Annotated in this window: 19 protein-coding genes; 2 read left to right on the forward strand and 17 right to left on the reverse strand. The window is 35.1% G+C overall.

What is annotated here, in order from left to right:
• The first annotated feature begins 134 nt into the window (after positions 1-134).
• Entirely contained in the window at positions 135-695 is a 561-nt protein-coding gene (locus FCI53_RS18125; protein WP_138420433.1) for a Uma2 family endonuclease, read from the forward strand.
• Positions 696-1,957: 1,262 nt separating this feature from the next.
• On the opposite strand, the gene FCI53_RS21965 is transcribed toward FCI53_RS18125, so the two are convergent.
• Positions 1,958-2,065 (reverse strand): putative holin-like toxin, encoded by a 108-nt coding sequence (locus FCI53_RS21965; protein ID WP_246050149.1) that lies wholly within the window; start codon positions 2,063-2,065, stop codon positions 1,958-1,960.
• Between the two features lie 262 nt (positions 2,066-2,327).
• Positions 2,328-2,837, reverse strand: a complete 510-nt coding sequence (locus FCI53_RS18130; RefSeq protein ID WP_425457198.1) for a DoxX family protein — start codon at positions 2,835-2,837, stop codon at positions 2,328-2,330.
• 387 nt (positions 2,838-3,224) lie between these two features.
• Between FCI53_RS18130 and FCI53_RS18135 the strand changes: the two genes are divergently transcribed.
• Positions 3,225-3,458: a hypothetical protein gene (locus FCI53_RS18135; protein ID WP_138420435.1), complete on the forward strand. Its 234-nt coding sequence runs from the start codon at positions 3,225-3,227 to the stop codon at positions 3,456-3,458.
• Positions 3,459-3,879: 421 nt separating this feature from the next.
• Here FCI53_RS18135 and FCI53_RS21585 read toward each other — a convergent pair whose 3' ends face one another.
• The 15 genes from FCI53_RS21585 to FCI53_RS18200 all read right to left on the reverse strand — a co-directional run bounded on the left by FCI53_RS21585 (position 3,880) and on the right by FCI53_RS18200 (position 13,129).
• A complete protein-coding gene (locus tag FCI53_RS21585) occupies positions 3,880-4,035 on the reverse strand; it encodes a hypothetical protein (protein ID WP_171038231.1) in 156 nt (51 codons plus the stop codon).
• Positions 4,036-4,038: 3 nt separating this feature from the next.
• Positions 4,039-4,269 carry a hypothetical protein gene (locus FCI53_RS18140; protein WP_138420436.1) on the reverse strand — a complete coding sequence of 77 codons (231 nt, stop codon included), beginning with the start codon at positions 4,267-4,269 and terminating at the stop codon, positions 4,039-4,041.
• A gap of 86 nt (positions 4,270-4,355) precedes the next feature.
• Positions 4,356-4,538, reverse strand: a complete 183-nt coding sequence (locus FCI53_RS18145) for a magnesium chelatase subunit ChlI family protein (RefSeq protein WP_138420476.1) — start codon at positions 4,536-4,538, stop codon at positions 4,356-4,358.
• Between the two features lie 45 nt (positions 4,539-4,583).
• Positions 4,584-4,847 carry a type II toxin-antitoxin system RelE family toxin gene (locus tag FCI53_RS18150; protein ID WP_171038232.1) on the reverse strand — a complete coding sequence of 88 codons (264 nt, stop codon included), beginning with the start codon at positions 4,845-4,847 and terminating at the stop codon, positions 4,584-4,586.
• Positions 4,840-5,091, reverse strand: a complete 252-nt coding sequence (locus FCI53_RS21590; RefSeq protein ID WP_171038233.1) for a hypothetical protein — start codon at positions 5,089-5,091, stop codon at positions 4,840-4,842. The genes FCI53_RS18150 and FCI53_RS21590 overlap by 8 nt, the downstream gene beginning before the upstream one ends.
• A 73-nt stretch (positions 5,092-5,164) precedes the next feature.
• Complete coding sequence (locus tag FCI53_RS18155; protein ID WP_138420438.1) at positions 5,165-5,473, reverse strand: DUF2442 domain-containing protein; 309 nt, start codon at positions 5,471-5,473, stop codon at positions 5,165-5,167.
• A gap of 13 nt (positions 5,474-5,486) precedes the next feature.
• On the reverse strand, positions 5,487-5,741 hold the full coding sequence (locus tag FCI53_RS18160) for a DUF4160 domain-containing protein (protein ID WP_138420439.1): 255 nt from the start codon (positions 5,739-5,741) through the stop codon (positions 5,487-5,489).
• 4 nt (positions 5,742-5,745) lie between these two features.
• Entirely contained in the window at positions 5,746-6,327 is a 582-nt protein-coding gene (locus tag FCI53_RS18165) for an ATP-binding protein (RefSeq protein WP_246050150.1), read from the reverse strand.
• 288 nt (positions 6,328-6,615) lie between these two features.
• Positions 6,616-7,578: a ParB/RepB/Spo0J family partition protein gene (locus FCI53_RS18170; protein ID WP_138420441.1), complete on the reverse strand. Its 963-nt coding sequence runs from the start codon at positions 7,576-7,578 to the stop codon at positions 6,616-6,618.
• Positions 7,579-7,711: 133 nt separating this feature from the next.
• The gene (locus FCI53_RS18175; RefSeq protein ID WP_138420442.1) at positions 7,712-8,437 is read right to left on the reverse strand and encodes a DUF1643 domain-containing protein; all 726 of its coding nucleotides are present in this window, start codon (positions 8,435-8,437) and stop codon (positions 7,712-7,714) included.
• Positions 8,438-8,510: 73 nt separating this feature from the next.
• Positions 8,511-9,281: a hypothetical protein gene (locus FCI53_RS18180; protein ID WP_138420443.1), complete on the reverse strand. Its 771-nt coding sequence runs from the start codon at positions 9,279-9,281 to the stop codon at positions 8,511-8,513.
• Positions 9,282-9,416: 135 nt separating this feature from the next.
• Positions 9,417-9,929, reverse strand: coding sequence for a hypothetical protein (locus tag FCI53_RS18185; RefSeq protein WP_138420444.1), 513 nt, complete (start codon positions 9,927-9,929; stop codon positions 9,417-9,419).
• A gap of 81 nt (positions 9,930-10,010) precedes the next feature.
• Positions 10,011-11,123 carry a hypothetical protein gene (locus FCI53_RS18190; protein ID WP_138420445.1) on the reverse strand — a complete coding sequence of 371 codons (1,113 nt, stop codon included), beginning with the start codon at positions 11,121-11,123 and terminating at the stop codon, positions 10,011-10,013.
• Between the two features lie 54 nt (positions 11,124-11,177).
• The gene (locus FCI53_RS18195; protein WP_138420446.1) at positions 11,178-11,672 is read right to left on the reverse strand and encodes a PDDEXK-like family protein; all 495 of its coding nucleotides are present in this window, start codon (positions 11,670-11,672) and stop codon (positions 11,178-11,180) included.
• Positions 11,673-11,686: 14 nt separating this feature from the next.
• A complete protein-coding gene (locus FCI53_RS18200; protein WP_138420447.1) occupies positions 11,687-13,129 on the reverse strand; it encodes a hypothetical protein in 1,443 nt (480 codons plus the stop codon).
• Positions 13,130-13,173 lie beyond the last annotated feature (44 nt).

The following is a 13,173-nucleotide window of genomic DNA, read 5'->3' on the forward strand; positions in this document are numbered from 1 at the left end:
CTTGTGCAATAGGTACATGATAGAGGTTCTATCCCCTTCTGACGGAATGAAGTGAGAATCTTCACGGTATGTCACGTTTTCTTGGTTCAGTGGCGATTTTAGATTTTTATAGATTTTAGTAACCAGGTATGAGTATGAATCAACCTTATCCAAAGAAGGTAACATATGCGGAATATTCAACTTGGGGTGATGAGCCACAGTATGAAATCATTAATGGTATTCCCTTTTTGCAAGCAGCGCCATCACGCCAACATCAACGTATTGTAACTCAACTCACTGGTGAACTATACACATTTTTTAAAGGAAAAAAATGTGAAGTTTACACAGCTCCTTTTGATGTTCGATTATCTGGTAAAGAAGATGAAAAAGAGTATCAGGTCGTACAGCCTGATATTAGCGTAGTTTGTGATGAAAAAAAGTTAGATGATAAGGGATGCAAGGGGGCACCGGATCTTATTGCTGAAATTCTCTCTCCTTCCACCTGGCAAAAAGATCGCATTGAGAAACTAAACCAATACCAAAGACATGGGGTAAAAGAATATTTGTTAATCTACCCTAATGAGAAAATTTTGGAACAGTATATACTTGGCGAAAGCGATCTATATGGGACTCCTACTATTTACACTGAAGAGGATATATTCTGCTCACACATTTCACCGGAATTGGAACTACCAATCAAAGTATTTCTTTCATAGGCTAGGGAAATATTACGAACTTACAATTAGTTGCATCTACAAGGTTAAGTCCATTTATCATAAGAATATAATAAAAAAGAAGTGCGCTAACACTTCACCCTGCAGCATCTCCGTCAGAGGGTGGTTGTCAATTAAATACTATTTCGTTGAGAACCACCCTTTTGCTTGCGACGGCGTAGGGTGGTTTTCTTGGTTTCTAATACGTTTTTCCGAAAGAAATTTGCGCAACCTTCACGCACGATCCCCTCAGAATTTCACGAAGAAATTCAAGAAATGTTTCCATGGTTATCACCTCCTTTCCTTAACGGAAAGAAGAGCGACAACCAACCACCCTCACAATATACAGTTGCAATTTAATTCTACCATATAAAAAATGTTTATTTTTAGGGGGGCTGACCCCGATATCCAAAAGGCTTAAGATCACTAGCACCAACACAATTCAAACAAAAAATTAGCGCTTAGTTGACCCTTAACCTTTTTGTGTCTACTTGACAGGGGTACGCTCACTGACCCCATAGCCCAATGGAGTACGTTCTTTCGCTTCTTCCAATAGCCGGAGATATTCGCACCTGTCTTCGTCGTCATGAAACAGTGTCGTTCGACGAATTATATGGGAAAGAATGAGAAAGTGAGGACTTTAGCAGTTTATATAATGTAGCTATTATTTCTTTATAACTTTATTCTCCACAGAATCAAATTATCCTTCAATTTTCCACAAAAAATTTATAACTTTAGGAGGGATGTCCCTAATATGGACAATAGAAGTATTTCTTTACCCATATCCTATTGCAAATTTGCAACAACAAGTATATTTGGATAAAATTGTTTATATAATAAAAATAACTGGAACTAATAATGCCCCAGTGAAAGCAACTACTTGCCGCAAGATTAGCGGCAAACCATTGTTTTAAGTAGTATTAAGAAAAGAAGTAACTGCCCTACATTCTTGGTCGGAGCGGTGGGCGATTACTTCTTTTTTTTAATAGTGACGAGTGTAACAGTTGTTATAATAGTTGTTAAAGTTGCGGCTAAAATGCCGAATTGTAAGAACATGTTTTCCAAGGGATCTGACCCCGATTTCGATTTCCAATTTTAATGTCAATTTGACTAATTTAATTAGTATAATTATAATATAAGTAAGAATACCGAGCGGCTATAAACCACTCGGCAATTGTAACTACAAGCCGCATAAAGAGCGGTTGACCAAGTTAATGGAGTTTGTTCTAAGAAGTAACCGTCTGAACCTTTGGCCAAGGGGACGGTTATTTCTTTTTGTTTAGAAAGACGACAATGGTTACAACAAGTGTAAGCGCTGCTAATAGTGTTAAACTAAATTGAGCTATTAAACTTAATGTTTCATATGTCGTCATTCATACCACCTCCCTTCTAACCAAGGAGATGGCCAACCGTCCCAAAATGCTATATAGTTACGATCCTAGTATACTATTTTTCCTTGTAAAAGTGAACAATATTAAAATTATGAAGGAGAACTCAAGAATTCTCTATTTCTATTAAGTTTACAACCATACCCAAGCTAACTCTACCAAACAAAAAAGAGTTGCCAACTCATGCGACAACTCCCTCCTCCCCACATGCGTCCACCCACCATGGAAAAATTATACATTTGTCTTTTTAGGGGGTCTGACCCTCTATATCCGCTACATACTTCTGCTTGTGAAAATTACGCTGTTTTATATACGAAATAACAAATCTATCAAAGCCGTAGTAATACCTCCCTTTTCCAATAACTAATAGAATGATTGCTATTGCTAAAAACTCTAAGTCCGGGCTAGATAATCCAACCCCCGCCATCATAAAGTTAATATTCATGAAGGCACCAGCTATTAATGCTGGAATTGTTGCTAAGCCTAGAATTAATCCTAAGCCAACAAAGAATTCCCCCCAAGGGATAAGCATGTTAAATAACCCTTCATTTGGTAATGCAATTACTTCGAGGAATTTGGCATACCAACCTTGAACGGCAGGATCTTCTCCTCCTGCATTTGCAATCGCGCCTTGTAAAAACCCACTTACATCAAATCCAGATCCAAGTTTATTATAACCTGCCTCGATCCATTGAAGTCCTAACCAAATTCGTAATATAGTCCAAATGATAGCTATTTTTGATCCAATTTTGTGTATACTGATAATGAATTTCTCCTTTTTGTGAAATAATTTACAATTGTTGTTAATAGGCTACAGCTTTTAATGAACGCCATGTAGTATTTCATTTACTATCTGCACTTATCTACTTATCTCTTCATCATCTCCTCCGTAAGCTACCCGTCACCATTTACTTCCCTATCAAGTAAAACTTTAGTTTTTATATGTTTATTCTAAAGAGTCTAAACACTTAAAACCTTGATATAGATCAATTTTTGGAAAAAATTTTATAAAAATACGCTGGTAGTTACTTTGGTTAATCCTGATCAAGAAAAAACTTCCTCCTTTAAAGTATAATTCTTTCATAGACGAAGTTATTTGTTGGGAAGTAGTCTACTACGTAATTAAAGAGTTAATCTAGTATGTTTGAAGAAGAAGGATCTTAACGAGATTGCAGTGGCAAAATTATTTTATTGGCTGTCGTTATATCGCCGCGGAGCGTATGGATCTCACCTATTACGGGTTGGGATGGTTGTAAATATCGTGGCTACACTAATTAATTCTTATGGAAATGGGAGTGGCGAGGTTCAGTCAAAAGACTTTGGATTTGTTAGTTTCATAGGTTCTTTAGAATTATCACTTGTGCTTGTTCTAACCTAGAAACATTTTATCAAAAAGGATGAGTTGGTTTGCCCTATCAGCCTTGTTCATTTCTATTATTCGTTTGAGAAAAAGAAACTATTCCTACTATAAAAAAAAACTGATTAAAAGTATCGAACGGATCATAAGGTGAGGTTTTAAAGTGGATGAACCTAAAAAGCTAGATGGTGATAACCTTGCACCAAAACCATTAAAATATGTGCTTGGTTCATTGGATGGGTGTTTATTTGTAGTCCTAAATTAGTTACAGATATCATTGAGTACCTACCACCCACCATGGAAAAATTATACATTTGTCTTTTTAGGGGGTCTGACCCCTGTATCTGGAAGACATTCTGTAGAAGACTTTATAAGGAGCGGATTTACCGATAGAAATTAACACCATTCGTAGGTCAACAGGCATTTGTCGGATAAGAACATGTTAACCTGGAATATAGATTGAAAAATCCTGTTTTTCGAAATACAGTTCAATTGTACTTCTTAGGAACATTGCTATTGGCGGGAGTTCAATGCTATCTCTCCACCGATCTAGCTCTAATAAGGAAGTAATAGCTGATTTTCTCCATACTATTTTCATGTTCTATCTCTCTAACATCTGTTTTATTTCTTCATTTGTTAATATTGGATTATTTTCATGTAAAGCTGCTTTTAATTGCTTCTCCTCTTCAGGATCTGTCACTTCATAACAATCATCATTATCTACATCCTCTACCTCTATTAATAAAAACTTTCTTTGGCCAACTTGGATGTATGAATGACCAGATTGAATTGCTTTTTTTACGTCATCATGTTCAATTCTTATAGGTTCCATTACCATCACCTACTTCATTTTTATTTTTAACTATTATACATGATGTATATGACTCATACCAGTCACCGCTTTACCTTGTTTCTTATCTACATACGAAAAGACACAACCCTCTCCCCTTCCTTCCTCGTCAAAGGCGATCGCTGATAAGTCATCGCTTCCCATAGTGCTTCAACTGTTACATGCTCTTCTCCATTTAAATCTGCAATGCTTCTGGCTAGTCGTAGAATTTTTACTTGAACGCGGTTGCTCCATAACCACGGGTGCGACAGGCACCATAGCTATGAACAATCGCACCATTTAAGATCTATACCTTTTTATTTATAAATGTCTCCCCTACTACCAGCCGAAATCACATAAATGATTAATTCTTTGTCTTTCACTTCATAAATTATTCTAAATTCTCCAATACGTAAACGAAAAGCACTGTCTACACCTTTTAGTGAATGAATGTCTAGAATCCCTCTATGATAAGGGTTCTCAGCTAAGGTGAGCAGTGCTTCTTTTATTCGTTTCCTAGTTGGTTTATCCTGTTTTTTTATATACTTTGCAGCCTGTTTCGAATAGAACAGATCATACATAATCGTCTTCTCCAAAAACATCTTCATGAGTATAAGATTCGCCGTTTTGAAACTCTTTTTTCGCTTTATGAATCGCTCGTAACTCCTCATCAGTTGGATCTGTAAAAGGAAAAGCATCTTTATAAGTACTTTTGTTATCTTTATCCTTCAGATTGCGCATTTTCTGGATGACTTCTGGTATTTCTTGTTCCTCTAATTCATCCAACATCTTATGTGCTAGTTTGCGAAGATCCTGCGTAGCCATTATTGACACCTCCAAAAAATGAATCTTATTTCGTTCACTATATAATAGGTATAACTCTAGTCACTTTCTCTTCCTATGCCCTTTCCAGCCAATCACCATAATCGTCTAACTTTATAACTTCAGCGTGATTCTGGATTTCGTTAACTGGGATGCTTCTTTGGTATAGTGTATCAGGATCAATATGGAGACCACTAGGCCATGCAACTGTTCCTGCTTCGTCATCTACAAATACCTTTCTAAATATAGTTGGATCTTTTAAATTTGAAAGAACACCCTTCATAGATGGTCTTATGTCAACAAAACGTTTCTCATGATTATCAAACTCGCACAATAACCACCCTTTTATTGTTGGAATTGGTTTTGCTTTTACTATTTCACGCATTATAATCCCCTTTTCAAAGTGGCGGAATCTTCTTTGGATAATGGTATGCTTTACACGTGTTCCATGCTTCCATAATATCATGTTGATATTCATTTAACCACAAGAGGTCGTTCCTAAGTTGTTTATTAGGTAACGAGCCATTTTTATACTCTCCTGTTTTAATGTATAGTTCAGCCTTATGTTTTCCTCTTATATGGATATGTGGGGGATAAGGATCATCAAAGTATATATATATTTTCATACCATTGAATTCACATATTTTAGGCATCCATTCACCTCTCCCTATTTCTACCTGCAATTAACACAACATCCTTCCCTTCCTTCTTCAACAAAGGCGACCGCTGATAAGTCATCGCTTCCCATAGTGCTTCATCTGTTACATGCTCTGCTCCATTTAAATCAGCGATGGTTCTGGCTAGTCGCAAAATTTTCACTTGAACGCGGTTGCTCCATAGTTGTTTTTGAGCACACTTTTCGACTAGTTGAATTTGATCAAGGGACACGTTGCCCTTGTTTTTCAGTGTTTCAAGCGAGGCGGTTGCATTTCGATCATCACATTGGTAACGCGCTTGTTGCATCGTTTGTGCTTCGATCACTTGGTTACGTAGCTCTGCAGATGTGGGACCTTTTGCGGCATTGGTATTCATTGACACGGGAACGAGTGACAAGAAAATATCAAATCGATCGAGAAGAGGGCCGGAGATTCTGTTGTGATACTTTTGGATCTCTTTGGGGCTGCATGTACAATAGCGATGTTTTGCCCCATGATAGCCACATGGACAAGGGTTCATCGCAGAAACTAATTGAAAATGAGCTGGATAGGTTACGGTTCCTTGTGCTCGACTAATATGCACTTGGCCACTTTCCAATGGCTCGCGAAGCATCGCCGTGGAGACGGATGGATAAAAATTTTAATATATAAATTGAAACAATCCGAGTTTCTACTATAGAATAGTGCGATATATTAACTCCTCTCCCCCAGCCCTTCTTGCTACTCAATCCCTCATACTACTTAAAGCAGATTTCACTTCGCACAACGAAAAAATAGCCCACCACCAATTAAGGTAGTGGGCTACTTATGACGAGTTTCTTCTATTAATATTAAAGCTATAATTGCAATACATACTTTTTTTGGAATTTTATTAATGTTCCAAGTTTTCACCGCCTTCATCTTCTAGATCTTCATAACCCTGTTTATCCTGGGGAAAGTCTGACCATTTTAATGGTGGGTTCAACATTAATATTAAGTTCTTGAGTGATTTAGTTAGCTTAAGTTTTTGCCTATCTGATAGATAGTCCATGTAATTTCGGATACTAAATACCCTCTCTAAATTCTTTATCCAAACCAATGTTAGGTTATACATGAATGTATGGCTGCTTTTAGTGTATTTAGCTTGCAAACTATTTTCAGAGACAATCTCTTTCACAGTTTCATAGTTTTTTGATTGATGCTCGATAATTTGATTTACACACTCTTTGACATGTTCTTCTGGAATATCCTTAAATGCTTTTTCACTCGTTGCTTTTTTGATGACACCAACAGCAGTTTTGTTGATTTTCCTATCACCATATTTATCAGCAATATAATCTTTGTTTACTTCGCTTATATTCAAATTCTGAATATCTGTATAAGCATGCCTACCAGCATTATTTTTTTCTCCCTTTCTCAACCACTCTTGCTTAACACTGGAACCACGTACATATTTTTTTATCGTCGCTTCTGTAACACCACAAAGGCTTGCAATCAATTTGGTATCGTACTTTTCATTTTCTAATAATCGGTTAATCATTCTTTCCAACTGGTACGCAGTTCTCTTCTTGGTGTGTAATTCTATCCCTAACCTTTTGACTATTCTTTCCTCTTCTGATGATAGTTTATCAACGCTACATTCAACATCTTCCACCCCTAAAAAATCAAGAGCATAAAACCGACGATACCCATCTACTAACACATATTGATTTTCACTTTCTTTCTCAACAGTTAGTGGCACTTTTAATCCCTGTCTACTAATACTTAATTCCAAGCTTAAATCCTTCTCACTTTTCCGATAACTTGTTTCCAACCTTATCTGGGAAAGTTTTATCTTCTTTTGCTGCTTGCTCATGTTGAACCACCCATTTCATTTTTATTAATGGGTATTCAGTGAGTAGATTGTACTATTACAGAAATTTACAGATTTTATCAAGTAATGCTTAAAAGCCCACCACGTGTTAAGTGATGAGCTGGAATATACCTTACTAATTTAGTATTTTTCTTAACTGCTTTATATCTATTTTCTTAAGGGATTTATTAATATATTTGTTTTTATTACCAGTAGGGCTAGGATGACATGGATATAGTTGTCTACCCGTTTTGGTTTCCTTTCCTCCTATTTCAAAGGCATAAATTTTTTCTATATTTAACTCCAACTTATCCTTTAAATTAGCGGAGAAATGAGGAACTGCATATTTATTTCCTGATCCTCCCCAACCTAAGATAACTGTTTTAACTCTACCTAATACATTTAATATTACTTCAATATTTTCTTTATCCGTTTTAGGGAAGTCTGCTTTTGTTACATTGCTCGGTTTTACTATTGAACTCGTATTAATTACGATAATCCCACCGTATGACCTGTTACGTAAATAACCCATTAAAAAATCTATTGTTGCATCCCCTCTAAGTTCATTAGCATAACTAGGGTTCATTAAAAATGCAGCTGCAACAGGTAAATTAGGATCCCATATCTTACTTAAAAAATAACGTTTATCTTGTCCGCTATCAAAAATAGCTCCCCCCATTAAAGAGCAACTATCAAATACATAGTTCCCTTGAAGATATTTAAGATAAGGTGAGTTTATATCCTCAAGAGATTGATAGGTCCAGCCTTTACTTTTCAACCAATTATTAAGTTCAGATTCAAATTCTTCTTTGGTGACTGTATCATTCCCAACATTTACAACACCTTCAAGCTTAACCTTCATTAATACTCCCCCTATGTTTGGACCTTGCTTCCTACAAAATGGCAATCTACTGCATGTTAACCTAGTGTAAAAACTAAATTAGATTTTCTAAATCAGGCAAGTCAGAAATTTTATAATCCCGAATATGTTTTGATGAACTAGTTAATGAAATAAAGTCAAATTGTTCATCCTTACAAACTCTTTTAATTTCTTCTATTCTTTCAGGATGATTAGCTTCTGTTGCCAAAACTAAACTTTTCATTACTTTTTCTGAATTAAAACGAACTATGTTCTTAATATAAAATTCATCCTCTTCATCTTGCTTTGAATAGATCTTTTTAAAGGAAAATTCCTCATTTGCATTTAAATACTCATTTAGTTTAGCAAAAGAAACTCTCAAATCATTTGTATCTATGTAACCAGGATCAATTTTCAGTTCGATTATGGCTTGTGCTTCAAATAAATTTATATTCTTGGGATCTAAAGGTAGGTTATGTTTTGTTATTGTCCTTTTGTTTTCCTTAATGTATTCTTCATACGAGGATGTATCATCAGTTATCTTTTTAACAATTAATATGTCTGGATAATAACTTTTTCTTCTTTTATTATCAGGATTACTCTTGGTTGGGTATTGTTTTTTAGTTGTCAGGCATGTATCTATTAATACTTGATGATCATTTAATATTTTTGCGACCTCTAACCCTAAAAAATATCCAAACCACTGTCCTAGGGAGAATGTCCTTCCAAAAGTGACATTGGATTCAAAATCATTGTATTTCATATCTACCAGTTCACGGTTTTTCTTAATAACACAGCTCAGCGTTTCTTCTTTCACTTGGTTTACTAGCTCCTCAATAGATAACACTCTAAAACCCCCAGACTCTTCCTTAATGATATCTTTTTATAAAACATATGAAAAAAGAGCTAGCATATACCACACCAACCCTTTCCTTAAATAATAACTCAATCTATTTAATGCTAACAATATAAGCAAAAATGATTACTTATCTATTATTTCATCCATATAATTTTGCAATTTGGCTTTCAGATTTTGACAGGCCCTCTGCTTAGTATTCACATCAATATCTAAAGCATTAATAGTATCAACCTCTTGATGAAAATACTGCTCTATATTACTTTTATTGTAGCTATCGTAGTAATTTAGTAGTTTTTCATCTTTTTCAGATTCTATAAACTTTCTGCCCAATTTCCAGGCCATAAATTCTTTAGTTATATGCACTTCACTTTCGTTTCCACCTGATAAATAATATTCCAGATGTCCAAGCTCATGTGCAATTGTACACATCGGCTCAATACCAAGACCCAAGTAAACTTTATCGTCCTCATCATGGAATATTAGCTCAAGATAATATTCACCGTTTGATCTGTACAACCTTCCCTTATCCGATTGCTCAACGGAGGTTATTACGTCAAAGGACTTAAGTTTATCGACTGAAGTTGCAACACCTCTCCATCTAGTAAGTATATCATTCACCTTTTGATACAGATCCACATCGGTTCCCCCATCTATAATCCAAATAGATTATTATTATATCTCAATAGAAATCTATAAATTGATTTTGTTTCTTAAATTTTAAACAAATAGATTTACATTCTCATTTTTTAAAAGCGATTTGTCAATTTCAAAAGAAGTGTTTAAGAAAGTACTTTCAATTTCATCCCTTGATTCTTTGCTCATTCCATCCCATTTAGTTGGGGAAAAAGCAAAATTTTCTATGTAAGCTAAGATGATATTGGATACAATTATTTTTTGTTCCTCTATGTTACTATTCACAATTTGTTCGGCAAATCTCCTGTATCTTCTATTATTTCTAGCAAAATGACTTAGTAGTACATAAGTCTTGCCGTTTTGAGGAAATACAGTTATAAATAACGGGGCTAACATAGTTTCCCAATCACTTAAATCATTTATAATATTATTATTTAGGTCCCTCTCAATATAAGTGGTTGATGATACAGCCAGATGATATTCTTCTTCAAACTCCAAAGTATGAGTAACAATATTATTAAATTCACCAGCATTTAACCAGTTATTTGCCCATCCCTTAAATCGTTCAAACCGTTGCTCAGCATCTTCATTCCCTACTAAGTTTGTACTAAACAATTCTTGCATGAAAAATTTGTGCTCTTCACTCGGTATATTATCCCCCGTAAAACGTTTGTTCATCTCTTCATATCTTTCTTCTCTAAGTAATGTCAACATGTGCCTATAAATGTTTCCAACTGACTTCTTAGAATGATACTCTTTAGCGAGTGCTCTATAAGCAAAAAGGAAATCCTGCTCTTTATTTCCTTTCTCGTAATCAAAATTCTCTATTGGATTAAATATTGTGGTATCATGATGTCCACAAAAACCTGTAAATGTAGTGGCAACTTTTCTCCCTTTGGGCTTCATTTTTGAATGTAATGCCATTTCATCATTTACATCGTGGTCAAACATTAGAACCATTCCATCTTGTGATATAGCATTTAATATTTTGTTGTTTTGTACAGAATGTGCTTTTATAATTCGGTTAGAACAATCCTCATCCTCATGAAAGCATTCCTTTACTAAAACCTTATTTTTTATTGTATTAAAACTTGAAAAAAAATCTCTTTTTATTTGCTCGATTTCTGACACCAAAATTTTCACTCCCAATCCTAGATAGATATATTTTTTAGACCCTCGCCATTCTCTATTGGCCACACAACTTTCTTCTGTTCCTGCTCTTGTCTTTTTTTGTCATCTTTTTCACCCTCTTCAATCAGAATCCATTATCCGAAGTAATTCTTGTCCCAGTTTTTCTTTTGGTATTCGATACCTAGACCATTGATTTGTATCTGTAAGAGGATTAGCAGAAAACCTGTAAAAAGATTTATAATTTTCGCCGCTCTTTTTTAAGTATGCCAATTTCTCGAACTCAACTGATGGGATAAGCCATACACACTCGACTTCAAAGGTCATTTCATTAAAGTAAATAAAAATAATATAAAATGAAATGTGACTTTTGAAAGTAGCACAACCTACGTTTTGGATAAACTGTTTCCCCTTGTTTAATTTGAATCTACTTTTTACTTGTATAAAAATAGGTTTAAAATAACCCTTTTTATTAATAATTAGATCGATGCCATCATCATCTGACTTTGGAGTATAACAAGTCAACTGTCCAAACGAGCCTAAAGTAATTAACTCTACAACTCTACTTTCTGTGACATCGCCTTTTTGTTTAGAGGATATCCTTTGTTCTACATCCATTTGAAGCCCCCTATTTATTCTTGAACGCTTAGTTCTATCTTTTTCTTTAATTCTGATTTTAAGGTTTTTGCATATAGTTCAAGGAAGTCCTTTATTGGATACTTAACGATTTTGTCACTCTGATTAAAAGAAACCCCTGCACTTTTCATATAACCAATGATCATCTGTAACGAAACGGTAAGTGTTTCACCTGATTGATTTTCGTTTATCCACTTCAATACCACTTTTCGCCAATACTTTGTATCTCCATCGATGTAGAGCTCTCCAGAAATAGGTTGAGACAACAGCAATTCTCGAACTTTTTCTTTTTTCTTTTTATCGATTTTATCCTCTGTATTTTCAGAGCTGGGTACAGTAGGAGTTTGTTGATAGGTATAATTGCTATATTGAGCTTGTCTTTTTGTTCTATAATTCCAACCGTCTGGATGAACCTCGATTGGCCTTAAAGCCGCTCTTCTCATCCTTTCTTGCATTTCTCTTTCGACTTCTTCATCTTCTAGCTCTTTGGCTTTTTGTCTTTGTTTTTGCCATTCCAATTCTCGAGCCCTTAATCGTGCCCTTTGCTTTTCTTCCTCTTGTTTAATTCTCTCTTCCTCTGCTCTAATTCTTTCTTGTTCTTCTCTCAACCTTTGTTGTTCTGTCTCAAATTGTTGTTTCCTTTCAATTAGTTCCTTTAGAAAACCATTTCTCCTCTCATCCTCATTTTCCTTTGAAAGTACAAAATGATTTTGATCGGCATTCACTGACAACGCCCGTGCCAGGGGTACTTCAGAAGATGATAGTTTATAAAAAGTGATATTCCGATCATGTTGTGATATTGGTACGAAACGAAAGATTGTACATAACCGATTAAATACATCTACATAAGCGATATTTCTAGTATTAAATTCGTCTATGGTTGCTCCTGTATCTTTCATAAAAAAGTCTAATAAATCACCTTGTAAATTTCCCTCAAGAAATGTATCCCACAGACTATCTTCATGAGTTTTACTAGTTACATAAGTTTCAGCAGTAAGTAAGGTTCCTTTATTCGTCTCTTCTAAAAAAGAGAGCCAACTATAGTCCACGAATGAAAAGGGCTTAAAACCTTCTTCTTTATAGGTTTTCATTCGTTTGGACAAATGACGAGCATAGCTACCTGAAGTTAACCCCTGATCGATTGCCGTAAAATAATCAATCGCCCATCGTTCATCGGAGTTCGGAAACTTAATGATAAAATCCGGTATAAATGATAGCTTCTTTTTGTAATGATACCCTCGCTCAATCTCAACGTCGTAGGGTTTTAGCTCACCTTCTAATATCTCTTTAAAAATGGTGAGACCAATATCTTTCTTAGACTTAACCTCATGCTTAGAAACATGTTTATCATACGTTGTAGTATTTTCAGAATAAGAACATTCACTTTCATCATTATGCCGAAAATAAAACGGTCTTCCCTCGTCTTTGGTTAAATTCATATTTACTGGTTTGTTACAGCATAAACAAGTAAACGCACTCTTCT

This window comes from Aquibacillus sediminis, from assembly GCF_005870085.1.
In the GTDB taxonomy this organism is placed as follows: domain Bacteria; phylum Bacillota; class Bacilli; order Bacillales; family Amphibacillaceae; genus Aquibacillus_E; species Aquibacillus_E sediminis.